This window comes from Parasphingorhabdus sp., from assembly GCF_039977335.1.
GTDB lineage: Bacteria > Pseudomonadota > Alphaproteobacteria > Sphingomonadales > Sphingomonadaceae > Parasphingorhabdus.
Window position 1 is genome coordinate 1 of record NZ_JBDWDI010000002.1, and the last position, 24757, is coordinate 24757.

Below are 24757 nucleotides of genomic sequence, written 5' to 3' on the forward strand. Positions count from 1 at the left end.
GGATGGTTGTGGCGGCGAACTGGCTGTCCGGCCAGCCCCATCAATCTCGTTTACCAGCTCTGCACAATCATCGCCTTTGCCAATGCCCTCTAACAAATCATCAAACTTCTCCGCTGCCACCCGTGCAGGCTTGCCCGCCAGGTCAACCCCGTCCGCCATCTTGTCGAGCCGGGATAGCGCTGCGAGAAACAAAGGTGCGCTCCAGCGTTCGCGCGTGCCGACTTCCTCCCCTTGATGCCACACCGCCTCACGCCAGCCATTGAGACCCTTGTCCATCAGCTCATCCTGAAAAATATCCCGCGCATGGATGATCGCTGCATCCCACGCCCGGGCAAAGGCCCGCGCGTCCGGTCTGCGTCTCAGCTTATAGGCGCTCTCCCGCGACAGCCCTGCATAGCGCGCCGCCGCCCTAACATTGCCGGTCCGCGCCAAAGCTTCGAGAAACACCACCTGCTTGTCCGGCGACCAGCCATCATGGCGCGCCCGGGGCTGGGCCAGATCGTCGATGGCTGGGATGTCGGTGAAACTGTCGTGTGTAGTTTGTTCGGTCATAGTGGTGTTCCTTTGCGTTAGAGAAACGCTAAAGATAATCTATTTGGTACATTGTAGGAAAGAAGGGCGGTGGGTAATGTCCGCTTCATCCAATCAACGGACGTTCAACTTTATCTGCAAACGCGGTCTGACACTGTTCGAAAAACCGACTGCCTGTTGAGACGATTCTCTTCCATTTTATCGGGGCGATTCCAGTGCGCGATTACATGCTTGTGTAGTGCATCCAAAAACTGTTCGCCGCACGATATGCTCGGATTACCCTCAAAACCAAACATATGGTCGTAAGCGTTCATACGCCAGAAAGGATGAACTGAACAGTTACAAGAGGCCCACGCCGCACATCGCATATCGTTAGATGAAAGGGCTTCTGACAGCCGGACACGCCATCATGGGCCCGGTCGGAGGAAAAGCCGGGAAACCGGCAGGGTCGGCTCATATTATTTGAAGGAGAAGAGCAATGAATAACATTACCAAAAGTTCGCGAATCGCTCTCGTGCTTGCCACGCTTGCCGTAGCAGTACCAGTCAGCGTGTCTGCGCAGCAGGATGCGCCAACCGCTGACAGCGATATCACCGTAACCGGTTTGCCTCCGGCGGACCTTTCTGGCCTGGCAGAAGGTCCAGAGATTAAGGGCTTTATTTCCGCACGCAAAGCCGACCGGATGCAAGTGACCACCGCCGAAGGCGCTCGCACAGCCGTTACGGTTGCGGAAGCCACCGAAATCAAGGCCAGCAAGGGCTTTTTGGGAATTGGCCGCAGTAAACTTGGTGCCGATTCGCTCCTCAATGGTCTGCCGGTTACGGTCAAGACCGTCGAATGGGGCGATGGCCTGGTGGCGAGCAAGATCAGTTTGCGTAACAACGATCTCAAGACCGCCAGCATGATCCGTAATGGCACGGAACAGGGCTTTTCAGAACAGACCGCAGCGACCGAAGCATTACGCGGCCGTGTGGGCGACCTTGATCAATATAATATCAAAGGCACGACAAACGTGAATTTCGACACTGGCAAGGCCGTGCTGTCCGCGGCAGACAAAGCCGAATTGTGCAACACAGCTGCCCAGGCCGAGGGACTGGACAATTCGCTGCTGCTTATTGTCGGTTACACGGATTCTACCGGAGACTATGAATTTAACCAACGGCTTAGCGAAAAACGCGCCAGCCGCGTGGTGAATTATATGCAACAAGCCTGCGGCTGGAAGCCGTATCGCATGTTGACCCCTACCGGGATGGCCGAAGCCGATCCATTGGCGGACAATAGCACCCGTGAAGGGAAAGCACAGAACCGCCGCGTCGCGGTGAATATCATGGTCAGCAAAGGCCTTGACGGTATCTAATATTAAGCGGGGTGGGCTCTTGCTCACCCCGTATTTCTTACGCTCAACCGTACGGCTAACACGGGTCAGGAATACCAATCTTTTCTCAGTATCAAAGCGGTGGCCTCTTTGATCACCTCTGTAGCTGTCCGCCGCATGTGATCCTCACGAGATGGCTCCAGCCCCCAATTTTCCATGAAATGCTGAGCGGCGGCGGCCGTGTAAATCTGCCATAGTGCAAATCTGTTTTCGTCCACATCCCGATATTGGGAATAGGCCTTCTGGAAGCGTAGCATACCCTTTTCCCCGTAAATGTATCGCAACTCCAGACATGTGCAGGCAACATCGGAAAGCGGATCACCAACAGCGGCATCTTCCCAATCCAGAATCGCCGCGATCCGATCTTCCTGCCAAATAAGGTTTGCTGGCCAAAAATCTCCGTGCAGCAGAACAGGTGTCCCGCCAAATGCGGTGTTTTCCAGTTTAGAGAGATTATCGCGTAATTCTTGCCAGTCGGGGCCGACGGGGAGGTAGTCGAATAGCTCCGGCAAGGGATTTAGTCGCGGCGGCAGAACCGGAAACGCTTCGGTCTCCGTTTTGTGCACCATCGCAAGTGTTTCGGCCATTATATCGATATGTTTATCGGCCATAGTCTGCGCTGCGGTTGAGGAACCATCGACAAAGCCAATCAACAGATACGGGTACTCCAACAGTTCGCAGCTGGTATCTACAAAGAGCGGCTGTGCAACGGGAAGGCCTGTCTCCATCAAAGATCCAAGAAGATCGAACTCCAGTTCGGCATCATGTCCCGAATGTGTGGGGCCATGGCATCGCAGAACAACCTTGAGAGCGCTTCCGGTCGGTAGGAGCACGTCAAGCCGGTATACATCCGCCGAAACACCGCCCGTTAGGCGTTTTAAGGTGTCCAGCCGAGCGCCTGGGAAATGCCGTTCAACTACTAACGCGATCTCATTTTCCATGGGGTGAAGGTGACACTACCCTTTTTAAAGGTAAAGAACTTTATCGCTCTAACTGATGCACAGTCACTGAAATTTCGCTTTCATCTCCAAACCAAACGGCAACAACCCTTAATCCGCCAATAAAAAAGGCGACCCGCAGGCCGCCTCTTTCGAAACTCTGATATGATATCGCGGTTTAGCGTTTCGAGAACTGGAAGCTCTTACGCGCTTTCGCCTTACCATATTTCTTACGCTCAACCTTACGGCTATCGCGGGTCAGGAAGCCTGCCGCTTTGACCGTGGCGCGAAGCGTTGGTTCATATTTGGTCAGGGCCTGTGAAATACCATGTTTCACCGCGCCAGCTTGGCCGGAAAGTCCGCCGCCTTTTACGGTAACATCAACATCATATTGACCTTCACGCTCGGTGATGGCGAATACCTGGTTGAGAACCAGACGCAGCGTTGGACGAGCGAAATAGGTTTCCTGATCGCGGCCGTTGACTGTGATCTTGCCTTTGCCAGGCTTCAACCAAACACGGGCAACCGCATCTTTACGGCGACCGGTAGCATAAGCGCGGCCATATTGGTCCAGCTCCTGCTCGCGCAGTGGCATGGTTGATACGGGTGGCTCAACGGTATCGGTAGCGCCGCCTTCAGCAGCAGGCGCGTCGGTTACGGCATCGCCAGCAATTTCTTTAAGATCAGCGAGATCGGTTTTTACATCAGACATTATGCGCTCACCTTGTTCTTACGGTTCATGGAAGCCACGTCGAGCGGCTGTGGGTCTTGGCCAGCATAAGGATGCTCGGTGCCATTAAAGAGGTGCAGGGCACGCATCTGCGCAAAGCCGAGTGGACCTTTTGGAATCATGCGTTCAACCGCTTTTTCCAAAACACGCTCAGGGAATTGACCTTCGAGGACTTTTTCCGCTGTGCGTTCTTTCAAGCCGCCGGGATAGCCGGTGTGCTTGTAATAGATTTTCTGCTTGGTCTTGTTGCCGGTGAACTTCACTTTGCCAGCATTGATCACGATGACATGATCGCCGCAATCAACATGGGGCGTGTAGCTAGGCTTATGCTTGCCGCGCAAGATGTTGGCGATGATCGTGGCAACGCGGCCAACGACCAGATTTTCGGCATCAATAATATGCCATTTCTTTTCGACGTCTGCGGGTTTGACCGACTGCGTCTGTTTGCTGATAGCCTTCATGGGCTTGGGCTCCTTTGAAGCCCTCTTTTTGGGAGGGCGGCGAATCAAAATGATAAAAGCCGAGCTGATGCCCGGCCGAATGAGGCGCTATTGGGGATGTTTTCCGGCTAAGTCAAGCAAAGTGCGGCTTTGCTAGCGGGTATAATGATACCGCCCCATCTATTGGGGCTATTTATCGACCTGCCCGGAAAGCCATTTTGCATAGTCGGGATCACATTGATCGGCGGACCAGCATAATATCGCAGGCGTGTCATAGCTGTGGAGGGTTTTCAATCGTGCCATCGCGGCTTCCGCTTGGGATTCGACAGTTTTCAGGAGCACCGGATATTCCCGCTCTTCGCAATATTCGCCTTCCCAGATATATTGTGAGACAATTGGCGCGATATGATTGGCGCAAGCGATTAGCCTCTCTTCGATCAATGTTCTGGCAACATGCTTTGCTTCAGCGCTTAACCCGAACAGGGTGTAGATCAGAACCGGCTGGTCGGTCATGCCGCTATTGTTGCCGGTTTTTCACGGCCCAATATGTGCACGCCCCAGGCGGTCGAAGCAACAACCAGCGCGCCGACGGCCTGATGCAGGACCGCCAATGTGATATCCATGCTCGTCATTACGGTGGCGATGCCGAGCAATATCTGCGTGCCGAACGCGCTGTGGATGGCGATCGATGCCATGCGCGATTGGTCTCGGATCTTGCGGGCGAGTAAAATCAAAACACCAACCGTCACCCACGCCCACCAGCGGTGAATGAAATGGGTGAGATAGGGGTCATTGTTTATCGCCGCCCATGCGCCAAAGGTGAAATCAATGCCTTCCGGAATGAAGCTGTCATTCATCAGCGGCCATGTGTTGGAGACATAACCTGCATTGAGGCCAGCGACATAAGCGCCGAAGAGCAATTGCAGGAACAGCACCACAGCCACAATGAGGCCAAAGCTGGTCATCCGAGCGGACTTGGTTGCACCGTCGGCCAAACTTCTGAGGTCCAGCGCCGTCCAAACAAGGCAAGCCAATATGAACAGAGCGAGCAACAAATGGGTCGCTAGCCGGAAATGGCTGACATCGGTCAGCTCGGACAGACCGGAACTAACCATCCACCAGCCGATGAATCCCTGCAAGCCGCCGAGAAATAGCAAGCCGGTCAAGCGCCAGCCATAGCCAGCCGGAATGGCGCGTTTCACTGCGAAATAGAGAAACGGCAAAGCAAAAGCCAAACCGATGACACGGCCCAAAAGCCGGTGAATCCATTCCCAGAAATAGATGAACTTGAAATCCGCCAGCGTCATGCCCGCCGGGCCGGTAATTTCAATATATTCAGGGATCTGTTTGTATTTTTCAAATTCCGATAGCCAGTCCGCCTCACTTAGTGGCGGGATCGCCCCCATGAGCGGTTTCCATTCGGTAATCGAAAGACCTGATTCGGTCAGGCGCGTGATACCGCCGACAATCACCATGATAAAAACCAGAAAAGCGACCGATAACAGCCAATTGGCAATCGCCACCGGGCGAGTCCGCGATACATCGTCAATCGGTGCAATAGTCTGAGTTTTGCTGCTCATGCGGCGCTATGTGATGACAAAATCATCACCTGACAAGTATTCTTCATGGAAAACTGAGCAAAATCACCAAATGATATGTTGTATCTTAACACTCTGCCGCCTATATTGTTTGAAACACTCAAGCATAATGGAAAACTGAGTCGTGTTTACGACGTCGAATCTTTGGAACAAAGACGGCCTTACGGGCAAGGATGGATTTTGGGACCGTATCGCGGTGCTCGTCTCTGGCCTGTGCCTGGTCCATTGCATTTCGACCATGGTGTTTGTCGCGCTGCTGTCTTCGGCAGCCGGCGCGTTGCTCGATCCGATTGTCCATGAAATTGGCATTGGCGTTGCGATCGCTCTGGGTCTTTTCACCCTGGGCCGCGGCGTAATGGATCATGGCTTTATCATGCCTGCAGCCATTGGCGGTCTCGGCCTCGGTATCATGGCCGGAGCTATTACCATTGGGCATCAAGGTGATCATGGCAGCACGGAGATCATATTCACCATGGTGGGTGTAGGAATACTCGCGCTGGGCCACGACCTGAATTACCGCGCAACGCATTAGTTTATTTAACCTCAAGCGCCGGGCGCGGGCATCCGCCCGCTTGGCTACCCTCGCATAAGCTCGGGCGCGCAGTCGCGCTTGCCTCGCTGCACTCGGAGATAAGGTCTGTAACTGGCACCAGACCGACGCGAAGCGGAGGCAAGGCCGACCGGCCGCCGCGCCTTATGGCGCGTAGCCAAGCGGGCGGATGCCCGCGCCCGGCGCTTGAGGTCCAACAAAAAACCTTCCAATAAACAACACCTCTCCCACCTCCCCTTGCCCCCGCCCTCAAAAATCCCTAAATCACACCCATGGGAAAACATGATCATCACGAGCATCACGGCGAGTCTCTCGCCGATGCCGCGCGCCATAATCTGGAGGCAGCTGGCGAAAAATGGACCGATACGCGGGCAGCGATTTTTGAAGCGCTTGCTGGATTTTCGCGGCCTGCCTCGGCTTATGATATAGCCGAGCTGGTTTCTGCCGCGCGCGGGAAGCGTGTCGCTCCCAATAGCGTATACCGGATTCTCGATCTTTTCGTCGCCAAAAACCTCGCCATGCGGGTCGAAAGCGCCAATGCCTATCTTGCCAACAGCCATCCCGGCTGTGAGCATGACTGCATCTTCCTCGTTTGCGATACATGCGGAGAGGCTACCCATATTGACGATGATGCCTTGTCGTCCAAAGTGCGCGACGTGGCCCAGAAACAAGGATTTAGCTCGATCCGCCCGGTCATCGAAGTGCGCGGCATCTGCCAGAAGTGCAGCTAGCACCGCTTATATTGCGGACAAAATCAGATCGTCAGCATTCATATTGTCAGCAAATATTCAGGGGCTTTCTGCTGAAAGTTCGACATTAGCGGCCAATATAGCTAAAGCTGGGTCGAAACAGGGAGTACATATGTCAGGTCCAAAAACACCGCTTCTGGATACAGTATCAATTCCAGCGGATCTGCGAAAATTGAAGCCGGAACAATTGCGCCAATTTGCCGATGAGTTGCGCAGTGAAGTGATCGATACCGTTTCCGTGACGGGCGGCCACCTTGGTGCCGGGCTCGGCGTGGTCGAGCTGACCGCCGCGATCCACTATGTTTTCAACACGCCCGAAGATCGTCTGATCTGGGACGTGGGGCATCAATGCTATCCGCACAAAATCATTACCGGCCGCCGCGACCGCATCCGCACCTTGCGTCAGGGCGGCGGGCTATCCGGCTTCACCAAGCGTACGGAAAGCGAATATGATCCATTTGGCGCGGCACATAGCTCCACCTCGATCAGTGCCGCTTTGGGCTTTGCGGTCGCCAATAAAATGGCCGACAAACCGGGCCGCGGCATCGCGGTTATCGGCGATGGCGCGATGAGCGCGGGCATGGCCTATGAAGCGATGAACAACGCGCAGGCCGCTGGCAATCGTCTGGTCGTCATCCTCAACGACAATGATATGTCGATTGCACCGCCAGTGGGCGGCCTCTCTGGCTATCTGGCGCGGCTGGTCTCCTCCAGCGAATATCTCGGCATTCGCAAATTTGCGAGCAAGGTAACAGCCAAACTGTCCCGCCGCGTACACAAGGCCACCGCCAAGGCAGAAGAATATGCCCGCGGCATGGCCATGGGCGGCACATTGTTTGAAGAGCTAGGCTTCTACTATGTCGGTCCGATTGATGGCCATGATATGGACCAGTTGATCCCGGTCCTGGAAAACGTCCGCGACAATGCCGAGGGGCCGGTGCTAATCCACTGCGTCACCGAAAAGGGCAAAGGCTATAAATATGCCGAAGAAGCCGCCGACAAATATCACGGCGTTGCTAAATTCGATGTTGTGTCCGGCAAGCAAGACAAGGGTCCGGGCGGCGGACCACCTGCTTATCAAAATGTCTTTGGCGAAACGCTGGCCAAGCTCGCGGACAAAGACCCGCGCATTTGCGCGATTACAGCTGCGATGCCATCTGGTACCGGCGTTGATAAATTCGCAAAAGCCCATCCCGATCGCGCGTTTGATGTAGGCATAGCCGAACAACATGGCGTGACATTTGCGGCTGGTCTGGCTGCCCAAGGAATGCGGCCTTTTGCGGCGATCTATTCCACCTTCCTGCAGCGCGCCTATGATCAGGTCGTGCATGATGTCGCGATCCAGAACCTGCCGGTACGCTTTGCGATTGACCGCGCGGGTCTCGTTGGCGCGGATGGGAGCACCCATGCAGGATCCTTCGACATTACCTATCTCGCGACCTTGCCTAATATGGTGGTGATGGCGGCGTCCGACGAAGCCGAGCTCGCCCATATGACTTATACCGCAGTGGAATATGACGAGGGTCCGATTGCCTTCCGTTATCCACGCGGCAATGGCACGGGTGTAGAGATACCGGAGAAACTCGAAAAACTCGAAATCGGCAAGGGCCGCATCGTGCGCGAAGGCAGCAAGGTTGCCATATTGTCGCTTGGCGCGCGGCTCGGCGAGGCGTTGAAAGCCGCCGACCGCCTCGATGCCAAGGGGCTGAGTACCACCGTGGCGGATCTGCGCTTTGCCAAACCACTGGATGAAGATCTGATTCGCAAATTGCTGACCAGCCATGAAGTGGCGGTAACCGTCGAAGAGGCATCCGTTGGCGGCCTCGGCGCACATGTGCTGACGCTGGCCTCCGATACCGGCCTTACCGACGCGGGCCTCAAAATCCGCACCATGCGCTTGCCGGATGCCTTTCAGGAACAGAATAAACCCGACCTGCAATATGCCGAAGCGGGTCTCGATGCCGACGGGATTGTCGACACGGTGCTGAAAGCGCTGCGCCACAATAGCGCGAGTGTCGAAGAGGAAACGGGTGCGCGGGCTTAATTTTGGACCTCAGGCGCCGGGCGCGGGCATCCGCCCGCTTGGCTTTCCTCGCATAAGCTCGGGCGCGCAGTCGCGCTTGCCGACGCAGTGCGTCGGATCAGCGCGACATTCAGAGATTACGACTTTGGGCAGACCTCAAGAGCATCATCCGAGCGCAGTGAGGCAAGGCCGACCGGCCGCCGCGCCTTATGGCGCGTAGCCAAGGGCACGGATGTGCCCGCCCGGCGCTTGAGGTTAAACAAAATAACCCCTCAAAACTTCAGCTGAAACCGCACGGCAGCGCCGAAATCATCATCAAGCGCTTCAAAATGTCCCGGCTCCTGCCGCCAGAACAGGTTGGTGTTCAGATAGCCACCCCATAAAGGCGTTGCATAAACCAGTTCGCTGACCAGCTCGCGGCCTTGTGGTGCGAGATTAAGTGTCCTTTGGCCAAATTCGGTTTGCTGCGTTTCATAGCTGTAACCAACCGGCAGATTGAGGTTCAACCCGCCCGATGACACCCGCAGTGGCTGCGCAAAGCGGAAGGCAATCTGGTCTGAACTGCCAAATAGTCCGGCCTTGCTAATATCGGCAGAGAAGCTGTTTGTCCTGAGCGTCCCGCCGGTGACCAGACTGGCACTGTCCACTTGTGTCCAGCCCTGTCGCCAGCTCGCCCCGGCACGCCAGCCATTGCCCATATCATATCCGGCGCGGCCATCAACAAACCAGCTTTGCGCGCCGCGTGCGCCGATGGTGTCGACAAAGCGCGAACCCAAAATGGTGTCGCCTTCGCTGAGCCAGTTGGCCGCGATGCTCAGTGACGCGGCACCGATTTGACGATCAATCGCTAGGCCAAGGCCGCTAAACCGATACCGCTCACGATCTTGCCCGGTCAGATCATCCAGCCGGCTTTCTTCCGAATCCACACGAGCGGAGCCGCTTTCCGCGCTTGCGGTCAGTCCGAAACCAGCAATTTCACGGCGCAGTGCAAGGGCGCTTTTTACTTGTCCGGTAAAGCCGCGCTCGCTGGTCGGCGTCGGCGCGACCAGAAAGGCTGGTGAACGGGCGCCCTGCATCTGCGCGACCAATCCGCTGGCACCGCGCCGGAAGCCGAAGGCGACTTTCATTTCTGGCGAAACTTGCATCATGACCGAAGCTGCCAGCATCTTTGCCTTGCGCGCGTTGGTATCCGACAAAGTCAGATTGTTGCGATCAATCAATCCGGTGGATGTGCGGCCAATATTGACAGCGATCTGCACGCCAGCGCTGGACGCCGTCATATTGCGACGGTCCCCGCTCAGCGCACCAGTCAACTTATATTCCGGCACTGCAACCTTCAGATCATGCGCGAGGTTCAGCGCAAAGGCGCGATCAAAGCCATCCAATATCACGGCACCCACATTCTGTCCCTGCAAGGCCGCATCACCCATGGCTGCTGACGTCAGGCCAACGGATGCCGTCAGATCGACCGCAACCTTGCTACCGGCAAGCGAGGATTGACCCTGCGGCTGAAAGGCAGCGGCAATGTCGAGCACACCGCGGCCATAGATGGCATCGGTCCCGGCATCACCGGCATCACGCGCGCTGGTGAGCAACAGATCGACAATCTGCGCGCCGGTTAAGTTTGGAAAGGCCTGTGCCAACAATGCGACGGCCCCGGAAATTTGCGGTGCAGAGAAAGACGTGCCGCTCCACAAAAAGGCAGTGCCGGCATTATCGTCTGCCTGCACCCGCTCGCCCAATGCAGTCAGAAAATTGGCGGACTGCGCGCCGGCACGATTGCTGAACGAGGAAATATTTTCGCTCGCCCCGACGGAACCGGCGATGATGACGTGACCGTTTCCGCTGTCGGCGATACCGGCGGCGAAACCGTCCGGCGTTGCTGCGCCGTCATTGCCCGCGGAAACCACAACCACCACGCCTGCCGCGGCCGCGTTGGAAATTGCATTGCGGACCGAGTTGGAAATATCGGGGCCGCCCAGCGAGATATTGACCACGCGCGCGCCGCTGACCCGCGCCTGATTAATCGCCGACGAAATCGCGCCGCTATTGTGGCTGCAGCCGTCATCATCGGGATCATCGGGATCATCCATGGCGCAGCTTCCGGGACTGTCAGTGCGCAGCACCAATATTTCGCTGTCAAAAGCTATGCCGTGAATATCGACATTATTCTTACCGGCAGCAGCAACAGATGTCACAGCCGAACCATGGCCGCCTTCATCCCCAATGCCGCGATTACTAGCGAAATCGGCACTGTCAGGATGGATCCGGCCGGCAAATTCCGCACTGTTGGGATTAATGCCGCTGTCGATAACGCCCACTATGATGCCGTCGCCAGTGGCCCCCGCATTATAGGCGGCAATAGCGCCATGCTGGCTCGGCCCATCCGAGCGCCGAAATTCCGCCGTATCAAAGGATGGCGGCGTTGGGGTCGGGGTTGGAGTAGGCGCCGGTGTGGGTGTAGGAGTGGGGGTTGGGGTCGGCGTCGGTGCTGTTGGAGGGGGCGGTGTTGGCGATGGTCCGGACCCTCCGCCGCCGCCACAGGCTGACAATATCACCAGCGGCAATAATGAAGACCCGCAAAACAGTTTTCTGCCAAACCACTTGCTCTTTGTCATGTTACGCACTTCCCCGATTTCCCACTAACCTATAGCCCTATCGCGGTTACCGACAGCTTAACATGGATCAACGCTTGCCGGAACGCGGCGGAGTGATTAGGCGCTTTCGGCATGCCACCGGAATTTTCCCATATCGATCACTGGGTCTTTGATTTGGATAACGTCCTTTATCCTTCGGAATGTGATTTGTTTTCGCTGATCGACATAAAAATGGGCCAATATATCGCCCAAATGCTGGACTGTGATATCGGCGAAGCGCGCAAGGTGCAGAAAGCCTATTTTCATGACCATGGCACAACATTGGCCGGGCTAATGCATCATCACGGTATCGATCCGCACGAATTTCTGGACTTTGTCCACGATATTGACATGAGCCGCCTGTCCCATGCTCCGGACCTGCACAGCGCCATAGCGGCTTTGCCCGGGGAGAAACTGGTCTTTACCAATGGCGACAAACCTTATGCCGAACGGGTGCTGGAAAATCGCGGCCTTGGCGGGCTTTTTGATCAAATTCACGATGTTCTGGCCTGCGATCTGGTGCCAAAACCGGAAACTGCGGCTTATCATAGCCTCGTGAAAACGACCGGCATCGACCCAAAGCGCTCTTTATTTGTCGAAGATATGGCGCGCAATTTGCGTCCGGCGAAAGATTTGGGCATGACGACTATCTGGGTCAATACCGGTTCGGAATGGGGCGCGCGCGATCATGCACCGCACTTTATCGACCATGAAATACCCGATCTGGAAAGCTGGATCACCGGCTTACAAACGAACAAGGAAAACGTAACGTCATGACTGCCAATTTGATCGCCGCCATTGAAGACGCTTGGGAAAAGCGCGAATCGCTGAGTATCACGAGCCAAGGGGCGGAACGCGATGCGGTCAACGCTGCGCTGGCCAGTCTCGACAATGGCAGCGCCCGTGTTGCCGAGAAACAGGGTGACCAATGGGTGGTCAACCAATGGTTGAAAAAGGCGGTGCTGCTGTCTTTCCGGCTCAACGACAATCAGGTCATCGAAGGCCCCGGCGGCGCGAACTATTGGGACAAGGTACCGAGCAAATTTGCCGGCTGGGGCGAGAACCGCTTTCGCGAGGCTGGTTTCCGTGCTGTTCCCGGCGCGGTTGTCCGTCAAGGATCGCATATCGGCCGCAACACCGTGTTGATGCCCAGCTTCGTCAATATCGGAGCCTTTGTTGATGAAGGCACAATGATCGACACTTGGGCTACCGTGGGTAGCTGCGCCCAGATTGGCAAGAATGTCCATATTTCCGGCGGCGCTGGCATTGGCGGCGTGCTCGAACCCTTGCAGGCTGGCCCTGTGATCATCGAGGACGGCGCGTTTATCGGTGCCCGTAGTGAAGTCGCCGAAGGCGTGCGTGTCGGCGAAGGCGCGGTGCTCTCCATGGGTGTTTATCTCGGAGCATCTACCAAGATAATCGACCGGGTAACGGGCAAGGTTCACATCGGCGAAGTTCCGCCTTATGCCGTAGTGGTGCCCGGCGCTACACCGCCCAAGGCCAATATTGACGGCGTACCCGGCCCATCGCTTTATTGCGCGGTGATCGTCAAAACCGTCGATGCGCAGACGCGCTCGAAGACTGGGATTAACGAACTGCTGAGGGACTGATGAATATACCGGTGAACCAGATCAAGACTACATTGGGATCGAATGACCATCCCTATCGCAATGGCGCCTGGACACCGGTTTTTGAAGAGCTTGATACCGATGAACTTGAAATCATCGGGACGATACCGGCGGACATAGACGGCGTTTATATCCGCAATACCGAAAATCCGGTGCATGACAGTATCGGCCGCTATCATCCCTTCGATGGTGACGGGATGATCCATGCCCTTCGCATCAAGGACGGCACGGCCAGCTATCGCAACCGCTTCGTCCGTACCGAAGGTTTTGAGGCCGAGCAGGAGGCAGGCGAACCCCTATGGGTCGGGATCATGGGCAGACCATCCGATTCCAAACGGCCCGGCTGGGGCGCACATGGCAGCGTCAAGGACAGCAGCTCGACCGATGTTGTTGTGCATGCCGGAAAAATCCTCTCCACCTTTTACCAATGCGGCGAAGGCTATCAGCTCGATCCAGAGACACTGGAAACGCTGGGCACGGCAGACTGGGTTCCCGAAGACGGCATTTCCGCCCATCCCAAAGTGGACGAAAAAACCGGCGAACTGCTATTCTTCAACTATAGTACCAAGGCGCCCTATCTCCATTATGGCGTGGTCGGCCCGGATGATCAGCTCAAGCATCTCATCCCGGTTGAATTGCCGGGCGCGCGTCTGCCGCACGATATGGCATTCAGTGAAAACTATGCGATTTTCAACGACTGCCCGCTCTATTGGAAACCGGAGCTGATCGAACAGAATCTCTATATCCCGTCTTACCATCCCGACGAGCCGACACGCTTCGGGGTCATTCCGCGCATGGGGCAGCCGGAAGATATCATGTGGTTTGAGGCTAAACCGACCTATGTCCTCCACTGGGTCAATGCCTTTGAAGATGGGGATGAGTTGGTGCTCGATGGTTATTTCCAGAATCAGCCGGTGCCCAAGCCGCTGACCGATTTCTCGTCCGGCTATGAGAGCATGGGCGCGAGCATTGATCTCCATAGCTTTCAACCCGAACTGCACCGCTGGCGGTTCAATCTGAAAACCGGCGAGACGCGCGAGGAAACGCTGTTCGACGACTATCCGGTCGAGTTTGGTATGTTCAACCAGCAAGTGGCGGGCGGGCCCTATCGCTATGTCTATAGCGTCACCGGCCATCCCGGCTGGTTCCTGTTCAACGGTGTGGTCAAACATGATCTGGAAACCGGTACGGCGGAACGTCTCTATTTTGGCGATGACCGCTTTGGTTCGGAAGCGCCGTTTGTTCCGCGCAAAAATGCGGAATCAGAAGATGATGGTTATCTGATCAGCTTCATCACCGACATGGCGCAGGATCGCAGCGAGTGTATCATTGTCGATGCGCAAGATATATCGGCCGGCCCGGTCTGCACGATCATCCTGCCCCACCGGATCAGCAGCGGCACCCATGCGACATGGGCAGATGCGGAGCAGATTGGCTAGTTCGAGACCAGAAGCCTCGATTGGCTAAAAGCGCATTCGACCCTCGGCGCTCACCCTGAGCTTGTCGAAGGGTGGTTGCTACCAAGCCAGATGCTTCGACAAGCTCAGCATGAGCGCGGTTGGGGAATAAGATATTGCAAAAGCTCCAGAGCCCCGCACAAATCAATCGAACAACTGCCCGTCCACTTCCTTACCGGCAGGCGGTTTCAATCCGAGATGTTGCCAGCCGCGATCATTGAGCGCGCGGCCTCTGGCAGTGCGCGCCACCAGACCGAGTTGGATGAGATAGGGCTCGATCACTTCTTCGATCGTGTCACGCGGTTCGCTCAAACCCGCCGCCAGTGTTTCCACACCAACGGGGCCGCCTTTGTAGATATCGGCAATCATATGGAGATAGCGGCGATCCATGGCGTCGAGCCCGATGCTGTCCACTTCCAGCCGGGTGAGCGAGGCGTCGGCGGTTTTCTGATCGACCGTGGCGGTGCCAGCCACATTGGCGAAATCGCGTACCCTCCGGAGCAGGCGGCCAGCGATACGCGGGGTTCCGCGTGCGCGGCGAGCGACCTCGGTGGCGCCATCAGGTGCAATACCCAGATCCAGCAATTTGGCGGCGCGGTGGACCACCTTTTCCAGTTCCTCGACGCTGTAGAAATTGAGCCGCACCGGAATGCCGAAACGGTCCCGCAGCGGCGTCGTCAGAAGCCCTTGCCGCGTCGTCGCCCCGATTAGAGTAAATTGTGGCAGATCAATCCGCACACTGCGCGCCGACGGCCCTTCGCCAATGATGAGATCAAGCGCGCGGTCCTCCATCGCCGGATAGAGCACTTCCTCGACCACCGGATTGAGCCGGTGAATCTCGTCGATGAAGAGTACATCACCTTCCTCAAGGTTCGTCAGCAGCGCGGCGAGGTCCCCGGATTTGGCAATGACGGGACCGGATGTCGCGCGAAAACCCACGCCCAGTTCGCGGGCAATAATCTGCGCCAGCGTCGTCTTGCCCAGCCCCGGCGGGCCAAAGAACAAGGTGTGGTCCAGCGCCTCGCTGCGACTTTTCGCGGCCTCGATAAACACGCGCAAGTTGGAGCGCGCCGCTTCCTGCCCGATAAATTCATCGAGCGATTTCGGGCGCAGCGCAGCATCGATATCTTCGACTTTGCGTTCGGGATCGGAGAGGCGGTCTTCGTTCATTCCGGAAAACTCAAATGCAATGGTACAACTCTATCACTAGCAAGGTAATATGGATCGCCACCAAATAGATCAACGATCCAGTCAAGCCAACTTCGTTCAAACACATCAGCCACGAACTTTTTCGGATCCTTTGAACGCAGGTCCCTTCTCACAGCCAAATAGCCGACTTCACGGCCAAAGGTAGTGCAAGATGAAAAATCATCCGGACTGACTGAAATTGTATTACCTTTTAGTTCTGCTGGCCCTTCCAGAACCCGAACTCTGACAGTCCAAGATTTGGGCAAGTATTCCGTTATTTTCCCCCTTATCATCGTCGTATTGCCAGAAGCATCTGACGGCTTGGATTTGTATATCATCGCCTGCGGAACTGGCTCAGCCATGCATGCGTTTGCAGCCGATGGAGCCATGCAAACGAGCAAGATGAGAAGGGTGATTCTCACCTCACTTCGCCGCCTTCTTCAATGCCAGCCGCACTAGCGCATCCAATGTCACGCCATCACCCGCCTCGGCATCGGCCGCCGCCACCGCTGCACTCGCCTCCGCCGGTTTGAAACCCAGATTCTGCAGCGCGCTCACCGCATCGGCGCTGTTATTGGACGGTGCATGGACCGCGCCGCCAGCACCGGCAATCGGGTCGGTCGCAATGCCGCCGACTTTGTCTTTCAGCTCGTTGACAATGCGCAGCGCCAGTTTGGGTCCCACGCCATTGGCCCGCGCGACCATCGCCTTGTCGCCGGTCGCCACCGCGCGCGAAATCTCTGCCGTTTCCAGTGCCGAGAGGATCGCCAGCGCGACCTTGCCGCCGACGCCCTGTACCGAGATCAGCAGCCGGAACCAGTCGCGCTCCGACCCCGAAGCAAAGCCCATTAGGCGCATGTCAGTCTCGCTGACCTGCATTTCGGTATAGATGGTCGCGCCGTCGCCGACGCCGCCAATCGCAGTGATAGTCCGCGACGAGGCAAAGACCAGATAGCCGACGCCGTTCACATCCAGCACGATATTGTCGGTGCCGATTTCGTCGATAACGCCGGTGAGTTTTGCAATCATGATAGTGTTTTAGCGCGACTGGCGAATCTGTCGAGTTTTTGTTTTGTTCTTTTTTCTCTCAACGCTTTCGATGATGCGCGTGTGTAATAGCCACGGCCAAAGCATCAGCAGCATCATGGCCAGCCAGCTTCACACCTGGCAGCAGGATTTTGAGCATTGCCTGCACCTGCTCCTTGTCCGCCTTGCCGACACCGACCACCGATTTCTTAACCGCCCGCGCGGCATATTCTCCAACCTCAATCCCGGAACGCGACGCACCGAGCAGCACGACACCACGCGCCTGCCCCAGCTTCAATGTGCTTTGCGGATTGCTATTGACGAACACTTCCTCAACCGCCGCCGCATCCGGCTTATATTCCAGCAGCAGGTCAGTGAGTTCGAGATCGAGCTTCAACAACCGGCTCGCCAAAGCCATTTTGGGGTCGGTCTTTATCTGCCCATTGGCAATATGCGACAGCCGGTTGCCCTCTGCGCTGATCACGCCCCAGCCGGTAGTGCCAAGGCCGGGGTCGAGGCCCAAGATAATCATGGCTTCATGATCACTCGGCGTTCAGTTTTTCCATAATCTCGTCGGACACGCTGTAATTGCCGTGGACCGCCTGAACATCATCATCTTCTTCCAGAGCATCGATTAGACCCAGCAAGGTTTCTGCCTGCGCTGCATCCAGTTCAACCTCAACAGAAGGTCTCCATGCGAGCTTTACGCTTTCCGCTTCACCGAGAGATTTTTCCAACGCACCGGAAACTTCATGCAAATCTTCCATCGCGGTCCAGATTTCATGGCCGTCTTCGGAGGACTGGATATCATCACCGCCCGCTTCCATCACCGCTTCCATCACCGTGTCTTCATCGCCAGCGCTGGCTGGATAGGCAATAAAGCCAACCCGTTCAAAACCGTGACTGACCGAACCGGTTTCGCCGACATTGCCGCCATTACGCGACATGATCGTGCGGACATTGGTGAAGGTACGATTGGTATTGTCGGTCAGTGTTTCGATAATCAGCGATACACCGCCCGGGCCAAAGCCCTCGTAGCGCACTTCGCTATAATCATCGCCTTCATTGGCCGAGGCCTTGTCGATTGCGCGCTGAATGCCATCTTTCGGCATGGAAACCGCTTTGGCGTTGTTCACGGCCAGCCGCAGACGCGGATTCATGTCCGGATCAGGCATGCCCGATTTCGCTGCGACCGTAATCTCGCGGCTGAGTTTTGAAAATTGCGCCGAGCGCTTCTTGTCCTGCGCGCCTTTGCGGTGCTTGATATTGTTAAATTTACTATGGCCTGCCATATGATTCGTCCGTACCTGAATTATTGTTATTGAGGCTCTTTGCCGCATGTTCGAACCCAACTCAACCATTGGATGGGCCACCAGCCGTCTGATGGCGACAGCCCGCGATCTGCTGACCTTTCTGCGCGCGCCGAAACTGCCGGATAATGGCGCTCAGATAGCCGGGCAAATGAAAGGAAAGCCCAGTGACCTTATCTGGCTTTTCTTGATCAATTGCATGATCGTTGCGGCAAGCGCGATTGTCCTGTTCCCGGTCATGCTGGCCTTCGATGTCTCCATGTCTAACAGCATGTCAGACTTGTTTCAGCGTCCAGTCTGGCAGCTTTTGCTCATCGTCGTGATCGCAGGGCCCATTGTCGAAGAGCTGATGTTCCGATCCTGGCTCAGCGGTTCGCCGCGGCTCCTGATCCCCTTTTTCGGGCTCATATTGTGGATGGCCCTGACATATAGCTACGAGCAATTGGGATGGGCGGGCCCCGCTGCCATGGGCACAGCGCCGTTATTGGCGGTGATCGCCGGTGTCGTTCTGATCGGTGTGATCATATTCTGGAAACGGCCGGTGCCAGGATGGTATGTCCGGATATTCCCGGTCGTCTTCTGGATCCAGGCCTTGCTCTTTGGTTCCGTCCATGTGTTCAACTATGCTGGTGACAATCCCGCCGCGCTGCTCCCCTTTGTCTTGCCGCAGACGGTGGGCGGCCTGATCTGGGGCTATGCCCGCATCCGCCATGGCTGGTGGGCCAATATTGCGATGCACATGGCTTATAACCTGATCGCGACCAGCGGGCTGGTCTACGTCCTGCTGACGCGACCAGACGTTCTTTAATCGGTGACGACTGCAGTACCCGATGCCGATACCATCAGCATCGATCCCTTGTCGCCGACGACCTCATAGTCGAGGTCAACGCCAACCACAGCATTAGCACCCAGTTTCGCTGCCTCGGCCTGCATTTCCAGCAAAGCCTCATCGCGGGCGCGCTTCAGGACATTTTCATATTTGCCGGAGCGACCACCGACAATATCGGTGATGCTGGCAAACAAATCACGGAAAAGATTGGCACCGACAATCACCTCGCCAATAACGATACCGCGATAATCGCGTATCGCTCGTCCTTCAATGCTGGGGGTTGTGGTGACAATCATGCTTGCTCTCCCGCCTCTATAGCGTTGATATTAGTTTATTGATCAAGCGATACCAAGGGCCGACTTATAGGTGTCGAGTATCGCTTCCATTTCCTGACGGTCATGGGTTTCCATTTTGCGCAGCCGCACGATCTGGCGCATGATTTTGGCGTCAAAGCCAGTTGATTTGGCTTCGGAATAGACATCACGGATATCGTCCGCGATACCCTTTTTCTCTTCTTCCAACCGCTCGATACGCTCAATAAACAGACGCAGCTGGTCTGCGGCAACATTGCCTTCGCTCATTCTCAAATTCCCCAGAAATTGTGTTTTTGGATTCGGACGCCGTCTTTAATCTACCGCCGCATTCTTGGCTACGCTTTCCTTCATCCGTTGCAGCTTTTCTGGTGTTGCTTCGGTCTGATAGTTTTTCTTCCATTCCGAAGATGGCATGCCGTGAATCGCCTGGCGCGCTTCTTCCTTGGTCATATTGCCGCCGGCATCATTGGTCGCTTCCAGCACCCAGTCGGCAAGGCAGTTGCGGCAAAAACCAGCCAGCCCCATCAGATCGATATTTTCCGCATCATGGCGGTGCTGCAAATGCTTGACGAGGCGGCGAAACGCCGCCGCAGCCGCTGCATCAGAAATTTGTTCTGTCATGTGAAATGCTTCCGTTGCTTTTTGTTTTTATCCTGTCATGATTTGGGGCTAACAGGCGTGAATTTAAAGCACCAAAACAGGAATTTTTAATGGCAGCGCATATGTTCTCCCGCGACCGCAAAGTAAAGGTGCTTGCCACCCTTGGCCCCGCCAGCGGGAGCCCGGCCATGATCGAGAAAATGTACAAGGCGGGCGTCGATGCGTTTCGCATGAACATGAGTCATGGCGAGCATAAGGCCCATGCCAAAAATGTCTCATCCATCCGCGCGCTGGAGAAAAAGGTCGGGCGGCCGATTACAATCCTTGCTGATTTACAGGGACCTAAATTGCGCATCGGTACCTTTGCTAAAGCACCTGTCGCGTTGAAAACCGGGGCAAAATTCACGCTGGATCTGCAAAAGACCAAAGGCGATGCCAAGCGGGTCAACCTGCCTCACCGGGAAATTGTAGAAACGCTGCAACCGGGCCATACGCTGCTGCTCGACGACGGAAAAATCCGGCTGGAAGTTACCAAGACGGATGGCAAGAGCGTTGAGACCAAAGTGATTGTCGGCGGTCCGATATCGGACCGCAAGGGCGTTAATGTCCCCGAAGTTGTCCTGCCGGTCAGTTCACTGACCGACAAGGATCGCAAGGATCTCACCTTTGCACTGGAGCAGGATGTTGACTGGATCGCGCTGAGCTTTGTGCAGCGGCCCGAAGACGTCGCCGAAGCGCGGCGACTCATTGGCCGCAAGGCGGCTTTGCTGGCAAAGATTGAGAAACCGGCGGCGATAGACCGGCTAGAGGAAATATTGGAGCTATCCGACGCGGTGATGGTCGCACGTGGCGACCTCGGCGTCGAATTGCTGCCGGAACAAGTGCCGCCTCTGCAAAAACAAATTGTTGCCGCCGCCCGCAAGCTGGGCCGGCCGGTGGTCGTGGCCACCCAAATGCTGGAATCGATGATCACATCGCCAACCCCTACGCGCGCGGAAGTCTCTGACGTGGCTACGGCCATTTATGATGGCGCTGACGCGATCATGCTGTCGGCAGAATCAGCGGTTGGCGACTGGCCGATCGAATCCGCCACGATGATGGACCGGATAGCCGCGCAGGTTGAAAATGATCCATCCTATGCCGAGCGCGTGCATTTCACCGAAACTGTACCCGATGAAACCACCGCCGACGCACTGGCCGCCGCGAGCTATAATATTGCCCGGACCATAGAAACATCGGCGATTGTGTGCTTCACAACATCCGGCTCGACCGCGCGCCGCATGGCGAGAGAGCGCCCCTCGGTGCCGCTGCTGGTGCTGACCCCCAATCGTCAGACCGCACGCCGCGTCGGCCTGCTATGGGGCGCCCATGCCGTTGTCACGCGCGACGTCAGCGATTTTGAGGAAATGATTGCCAAAGCCAAACGCATGGCGCTGCGCCACAAATTGGGTGAGGCCGGATCGCGGTTGATTGTCTGTGCTGGTGTGCCTTTCGGGACACCGGGATCGACCAACTTGCTGCATGTGGTGCGTTTGTCAGGAAATGAACTGAAGCAGGGTTGATTGGAGGCGGGCTATCTGACCTGCATCCAATCATCATGTGGATGCCAGGAATGACCTCTTCAGACCGACAAGCAATCAATAAAATGATTCACGGTTGGTTCTGATCCGGCATCAACAAGAACAGCGCTGCTGACGGAAAAATGCAAATTATCCGGATGCGGAAACCCGATGACTTTCCCGTTTTGAATCAATGGATCAGCGACGGATTGCGGTATGGAAGTTAAAATATCGGACTGCATGACCAACTCGATACAGGCGGCTTGACTGAGCAACCGGTATTTGGGGAAGTCATGCTGTTTCAGCAGCGCCTGTGTTTCGGGCGGCAGGCTGATTTCAAACAGGCTGTCAAAACCGGCAATGACCCAATCAAACTGTAACACATCGGGCAAAAGACCAGCGGTATTCTTGACGGGATGGTCCGGACGGGCAATCACATAATAAGGTTCCTCAACCACCTTCTTGATACGCAGGCTACCGATATGAGGTAATTTGCTTAGCGTCGCGTCATTATAGAGCAGCAAGTGAATGCGCCGTTGCATCAGCTCTTCAACCGCCAGGGTCGGCGGCATCGTCTCGGCATTGATCTTGGTTTTCGGATAACGCTCCGCAAATTTGGTGATGGCCGGATGGATCATCGTGTCTAGGATCGCCGGTCCGCTGACGATTTGCAGTGTATGTTCCCCGCTTTGGGTCTCCGTTTTGACAGTCTTGGCAAAGCTGATCAGATCAATTGCCATAGGATATAGCTTTTTCCCGGCCTCTGTCGGGACGACCGTCCGGGTGGTGCGGTGGAACAGCTTAACGTCCCAATTTTCTTCCAACGCCTTTATACTTTTGGTCAAAGCGGAATGAGTAAGGTGCAATTCCTCGGCAGCCTGCGAAAAGCTGGAATGCCGGTATATCACTTCAAAATGGCGCATAAGGCGTAATTCATCCATATGTTCCTACTGGTAACAAATATGGTCTAAACTCTCAATTTATTTCAGTAAGCTCTGTCTCTATGAACAGCAAGATCGACGGGAGAGAGGATAAGCATCATGACATTGGAAGCTATCATAACATCGGATATCGCACTGATTGTGATACCGCTTTATTTTGCGGCTATTTTCTTTGAATCGATCTTCAATCATTTTTTTCATGAACGCGGTGCTGGTGACTGGAAAGACAATAGCGTTTCAATGTTCATGGGACTTGTCAGCGCCGTTACCAATGGCGCCATGGCTTTTATTTCGGTCGGAGCCTTGTTCTGGGCGCAACAATTTCAAATCTATACGATTCCCCTAACAATCACATCGCTCGTCGCCTGTTTCATCATTGATGATTTGCGCTTCTATTGGCATCACCGGGTCGCTCATCGTTGCCGCTGGGTATGGGCGATGCACGTAACCCATCATAGCAGCACACAGTTTAATTTCTCGGTCGCCCTGCGTCAGGGCTGGACCAAGCATTTTACCGGAACGATGATGTTTAAGGTGCCGTTGGTGTTGATCGGATTTGACCCTATTGTCATCCTGTTCTGCGGCGTGATTAATCCCACTTACCAATTCTTCCTGCATACCGAGCTGATCAACAAAATGCCGCGCTGGTTTGAAGCAGTTTTCAACACGCCGTCGCATCACCGTGTGCATCATGGCCGCAACCCACAATATCTGGATGCCAACTATGCGGGAACGTTGATCATCTGGGACAAGATGTTCGGGACTTTCGTGGCCGAGGATGAAGAGGATCGTGTCGACTATGGTCTGGTCAAAAATCTTGAAACCCTCAATCCGATCAAGATCATCTTTCATGAATATTGGAATATTGCGAAAGATGTTTGCGCTAGCGGCCTGACGGTTTGGCAGCGTATTCTCTATGTGCTGGCACCTCCGGGATGGAGCCATGATGGATCGCGCTTGTCATCCACCGATATCAAGCGCGCACACGAAAAGCAGATGACGAATGACATGCAGCCATCATCACCTGAACTTCAGATGCAGAAAGTCTGAAACTTGCCCGGCCCACATTATGCAATATCGGAGATGCTGATTGTGGTGGCTGCGATCTGGTCGGCGGCTTCGTGTACACCCAGAAGACTATGGTTGGCCGCTATCGGAAGCATTATCTTCGGGCTAGCTGCGGCTATTGGTGTTTATCGTTTTGGGACGGGGCAAATTGCCGAATTGGGCGGCTTTCATAAAGATTTCTCTCAGACTGGCGGCGCCATAGCTATGGCATTAATGTCAGCACAACTCTTGTTCGCATCAACTTTGGTAAAACGATTTTCCTATGGCCCCATAATCGTTGGAGGTCTGATCATCGCCACCATCATAGTCGCCTTGTTGGTAAGCTGGTCGGCCACATGGCTGTTTATTGGCTGGCTGTCTCTTGCCATATTGGCTGCAGCTTTTATCACCGACAAAGCTTTTGTCCGGCGACTATATTTGACAGCTATTGTCTCGATTTTTCTGATCAATTTGCTTCTTGTAAGGCGGTCCCCAGACCTCGGGCCGGATCTGAGTTGGCATCTCTTTCACGGCTTGATCGCGATTTGGCTAATTGGGATGATCTATGTCTACAAGGACTCTGCGGCACAGAATATGACGAGCTGACGTTCATCATTTGAACAAATGCCAACCTCTTGATTATCAAGACCGGGTGTTAGAGCAATTCCAACGCCTTAAGCGCCCGCTCCAGCATCGGAGCACTCTTAAAATGATGTCCTCTGATGCCAAGCGCTTCGGCACCTTCGATATTTTCGAGCCTGTCATCGATGAATAGGCATTGCTGGGGAGTGACATCAAACCGGTCGAGCGCCAGCTGGTATATCGCCGCATCGGGCTTGAGTAACTTCTCGTCGCCGGACACCACGATATCAATGAATTGGTCGAATATCGCTGCGGTCGGGCGGAAGTCCTGCCATAGTTCGGAACCGAAATTGGTGATCCCGAAAATTGGAACGCCTTTATCAGCAAGCTTCTCTACCAATGATAGGGAGCCGGCTACTGGACCCGGGATAGTTTCATTGAACCGCGCGGCATAGGCTTTGATATGGGTTTCATATTTAGGAAACTCTGCGATCCGCTCGGGCAGCATATCAGCCAACGGACGCCCCGCATCATGCTGGAAATGCCATTCAGGCGTCACAACATTCGCAAGAAACCAATCCAGTTCCTGCGGATCAGCAATCAGCTTTTCAAACAGACAACGCAAATCCCAGCGATATAGGACATTGCCTACATCGAAGATAACCGTATCGATTTTAGAAATGGCAGTCGCTCCTGCCATGAAACG

28 protein-coding genes are annotated in these 24757 nt (G+C 55.2%); 11 read left to right on the forward strand and 17 right to left on the reverse strand.

Translation table 11 applies throughout. The annotated features are described in order from the left end of the window. A partial coding sequence (locus ABJM21_RS04830; protein ID WP_348303394.1) for a hypothetical protein occupies positions 1-552 on the reverse strand: 552 nt, incomplete at its 3' end. A 457-nt stretch (positions 553-1009) separates the two neighbouring features. Between ABJM21_RS04830 and ABJM21_RS04835 the strand changes: the two genes are divergently transcribed. Next, positions 1010-1888, forward strand: a complete 879-nt coding sequence (locus ABJM21_RS04835; protein ID WP_348303396.1) for an OmpA family protein — start codon at positions 1010-1012, stop codon at positions 1886-1888. Positions 1889-1953: 65 nt separating this feature from the next. Here the strand turns inward: ABJM21_RS04835 and ABJM21_RS04840 are convergent, their stop codons facing one another. The 5 genes from ABJM21_RS04840 to ABJM21_RS04860 all read right to left on the reverse strand — a co-directional run bounded on the left by ABJM21_RS04840 (position 1954) and on the right by ABJM21_RS04860 (position 5594). Then, positions 1954-2847: a phosphotransferase gene (locus ABJM21_RS04840; RefSeq protein ID WP_348303398.1), complete on the reverse strand. Its 894-nt coding sequence runs from the start codon at positions 2845-2847 to the stop codon at positions 1954-1956. Between the two features lie 175 nt (positions 2848-3022). After that, positions 3023-3556 (reverse strand): 30S ribosomal protein S9, encoded by a 534-nt coding sequence (rpsI, locus tag ABJM21_RS04845; RefSeq protein WP_348303400.1) that lies wholly within the window; start codon positions 3554-3556, stop codon positions 3023-3025. Continuing rightward, on the reverse strand, positions 3556-4035 hold the full coding sequence (gene rplM, locus ABJM21_RS04850; RefSeq protein ID WP_348303402.1) for a 50S ribosomal protein L13: 480 nt from the start codon (positions 4033-4035) through the stop codon (positions 3556-3558). Before rplM ends, rpsI begins: the two co-directional genes overlap by 1 nt. Positions 4036-4203: 168 nt before the next feature. After that, on the reverse strand, positions 4204-4527 hold the full coding sequence (cutA, locus tag ABJM21_RS04855; protein ID WP_348303404.1) for a divalent-cation tolerance protein CutA: 324 nt from the start codon (positions 4525-4527) through the stop codon (positions 4204-4206). Continuing rightward, a complete protein-coding gene (locus ABJM21_RS04860; protein ID WP_348303406.1) occupies positions 4524-5594 on the reverse strand; it encodes a COX15/CtaA family protein in 1071 nt (356 codons plus the stop codon). The genes cutA and ABJM21_RS04860 overlap by 4 nt, the downstream gene beginning before the upstream one ends. Before the next feature lie 142 nt (positions 5595-5736). Here ABJM21_RS04860 and ABJM21_RS04865 point away from each other — a divergent pair, with 142 nt between their 5' ends. The 3 genes from ABJM21_RS04865 (at position 5737) to dxs (ending at position 8955) form a co-directional block, all read left to right on the forward strand. Beyond that, the gene (locus ABJM21_RS04865; protein WP_348303408.1) at positions 5737-6144 is read left to right on the forward strand and encodes a MerC domain-containing protein; all 408 of its coding nucleotides are present in this window, start codon (positions 5737-5739) and stop codon (positions 6142-6144) included. 290 nt (positions 6145-6434) lie between these two features. After that, positions 6435-6893: a transcriptional repressor gene (locus ABJM21_RS04870; protein ID WP_348300112.1), complete on the forward strand. Its 459-nt coding sequence runs from the start codon at positions 6435-6437 to the stop codon at positions 6891-6893. Positions 6894-7023: 130 nt separating this feature from the next. Then, positions 7024-8955: a 1-deoxy-D-xylulose-5-phosphate synthase gene (gene dxs / locus ABJM21_RS04875; RefSeq protein WP_348300111.1), complete on the forward strand. Its 1932-nt coding sequence runs from the start codon at positions 7024-7026 to the stop codon at positions 8953-8955. A gap of 251 nt (positions 8956-9206) precedes the next feature. Here the strand turns inward: dxs and ABJM21_RS04880 are convergent, their stop codons facing one another. Continuing rightward, positions 9207-11552 (reverse strand): S8 family peptidase, encoded by a 2346-nt coding sequence (locus ABJM21_RS04880; protein ID WP_348371549.1) that lies wholly within the window; start codon positions 11550-11552, stop codon positions 9207-9209. Between the two features lie 111 nt (positions 11553-11663). On the opposite strand from ABJM21_RS04880, the gene ABJM21_RS04885 reads away from it, so the two are divergent. The 3 genes from ABJM21_RS04885 to ABJM21_RS04895 are packed head-to-tail and all read left to right on the forward strand — an operon-like array spanning position 11664 to position 14637. Next, complete coding sequence (locus ABJM21_RS04885) at positions 11664-12347, forward strand: pyrimidine 5'-nucleotidase (RefSeq protein WP_348300359.1); 684 nt, start codon at positions 11664-11666, stop codon at positions 12345-12347. Beyond that, positions 12344-13180, forward strand: coding sequence for a 2,3,4,5-tetrahydropyridine-2,6-dicarboxylate N-succinyltransferase (gene dapD, locus ABJM21_RS04890; protein WP_348300358.1), 837 nt, complete (start codon positions 12344-12346; stop codon positions 13178-13180). The genes ABJM21_RS04885 and dapD overlap by 4 nt, the downstream gene beginning before the upstream one ends. Further along, positions 13180-14637, forward strand: coding sequence for a carotenoid oxygenase family protein (locus ABJM21_RS04895; protein WP_348300357.1), 1458 nt, complete (start codon positions 13180-13182; stop codon positions 14635-14637). Before dapD ends, ABJM21_RS04895 begins: the two co-directional genes overlap by 1 nt. Before the next feature lie 162 nt (positions 14638-14799). On the opposite strand, the gene ruvB is transcribed toward ABJM21_RS04895, so the two are convergent. From ruvB to ABJM21_RS04920, 5 genes are all read right to left on the reverse strand, one after another. After that, positions 14800-15825 carry a Holliday junction branch migration DNA helicase RuvB gene (gene ruvB / locus ABJM21_RS04900; RefSeq protein WP_348300356.1) on the reverse strand — a complete coding sequence of 342 codons (1026 nt, stop codon included), beginning with the start codon at positions 15823-15825 and terminating at the stop codon, positions 14800-14802. Continuing rightward, a complete protein-coding gene (locus ABJM21_RS04905) occupies positions 15822-16205 on the reverse strand; it encodes a hypothetical protein (RefSeq protein ID WP_348300355.1) in 384 nt (127 codons plus the stop codon). The genes ruvB and ABJM21_RS04905 overlap by 4 nt, the downstream gene beginning before the upstream one ends. A gap of 61 nt (positions 16206-16266) precedes the next feature. Beyond that, entirely contained in the window at positions 16267-16872 is a 606-nt protein-coding gene (gene ruvA / locus ABJM21_RS04910) for a Holliday junction branch migration protein RuvA (RefSeq protein WP_348300354.1), read from the reverse strand. Between the two features lie 58 nt (positions 16873-16930). Further along, positions 16931-17401 carry a crossover junction endodeoxyribonuclease RuvC gene (ruvC, locus tag ABJM21_RS04915; protein WP_348300353.1) on the reverse strand — a complete coding sequence of 157 codons (471 nt, stop codon included), beginning with the start codon at positions 17399-17401 and terminating at the stop codon, positions 16931-16933. A 10-nt stretch (positions 17402-17411) separates the two neighbouring features. Continuing rightward, on the reverse strand, positions 17412-18161 hold the full coding sequence (locus ABJM21_RS04920; RefSeq protein ID WP_348300351.1) for a YebC/PmpR family DNA-binding transcriptional regulator: 750 nt from the start codon (positions 18159-18161) through the stop codon (positions 17412-17414). Between the two features lie 46 nt (positions 18162-18207). Here ABJM21_RS04920 and ABJM21_RS04925 point away from each other — a divergent pair, with 46 nt between their 5' ends. Beyond that, positions 18208-18987 (forward strand): CPBP family glutamic-type intramembrane protease, encoded by a 780-nt coding sequence (locus ABJM21_RS04925; protein WP_348300350.1) that lies wholly within the window; start codon positions 18208-18210, stop codon positions 18985-18987. Here ABJM21_RS04925 and ABJM21_RS04930 read toward each other — a convergent pair. Genes ABJM21_RS04930 through ABJM21_RS04940 form a run of 3 tightly spaced genes read right to left on the reverse strand, consistent with a single transcriptional unit; the run spans position 18984 to position 19943 of the window. Beyond that, a complete protein-coding gene (locus tag ABJM21_RS04930) occupies positions 18984-19304 on the reverse strand; it encodes a heavy metal-binding domain-containing protein (protein ID WP_108811613.1) in 321 nt (106 codons plus the stop codon). The genes ABJM21_RS04925 and ABJM21_RS04930 overlap by 4 nt on opposite strands. Before the next feature lie 42 nt (positions 19305-19346). After that, on the reverse strand, positions 19347-19589 hold the full coding sequence (locus ABJM21_RS04935; protein ID WP_348300349.1) for a DUF2312 domain-containing protein: 243 nt from the start codon (positions 19587-19589) through the stop codon (positions 19347-19349). A 45-nt stretch (positions 19590-19634) separates the two neighbouring features. Next, positions 19635-19943, reverse strand: coding sequence for a DUF1244 domain-containing protein (locus tag ABJM21_RS04940; protein WP_348300348.1), 309 nt, complete (start codon positions 19941-19943; stop codon positions 19635-19637). An 89-nt stretch (positions 19944-20032) separates the two neighbouring features. Between ABJM21_RS04940 and pyk the strand changes: the two genes are divergently transcribed. Further along, positions 20033-21484, forward strand: coding sequence for a pyruvate kinase (pyk, locus tag ABJM21_RS04945; RefSeq protein WP_348300347.1), 1452 nt, complete (start codon positions 20033-20035; stop codon positions 21482-21484). 59 nt (positions 21485-21543) lie between these two features. On the opposite strand, the gene ABJM21_RS04950 is transcribed toward pyk, so the two are convergent. Then, positions 21544-22422 carry a LysR family transcriptional regulator gene (locus tag ABJM21_RS04950; RefSeq protein ID WP_348300346.1) on the reverse strand — a complete coding sequence of 293 codons (879 nt, stop codon included), beginning with the start codon at positions 22420-22422 and terminating at the stop codon, positions 21544-21546. 99 nt (positions 22423-22521) lie between these two features. Between ABJM21_RS04950 and ABJM21_RS04955 the strand changes: the two genes are divergently transcribed. Continuing rightward, positions 22522-23472 (forward strand): sterol desaturase family protein, encoded by a 951-nt coding sequence (locus ABJM21_RS04955; protein WP_348300345.1) that lies wholly within the window; start codon positions 22522-22524, stop codon positions 23470-23472. 33 nt (positions 23473-23505) lie between these two features. Next, on the forward strand, positions 23506-24075 hold the full coding sequence (locus ABJM21_RS04960) for a hypothetical protein (RefSeq protein ID WP_348377604.1): 570 nt from the start codon (positions 23506-23508) through the stop codon (positions 24073-24075). A gap of 49 nt (positions 24076-24124) precedes the next feature. Here ABJM21_RS04960 and ABJM21_RS04965 read toward each other — a convergent pair whose 3' ends face one another. Then, complete coding sequence (locus tag ABJM21_RS04965; protein ID WP_348300343.1) at positions 24125-24751, reverse strand: HAD family phosphatase; 627 nt, start codon at positions 24749-24751, stop codon at positions 24125-24127. Positions 24752-24757 lie beyond the last annotated feature (6 nt).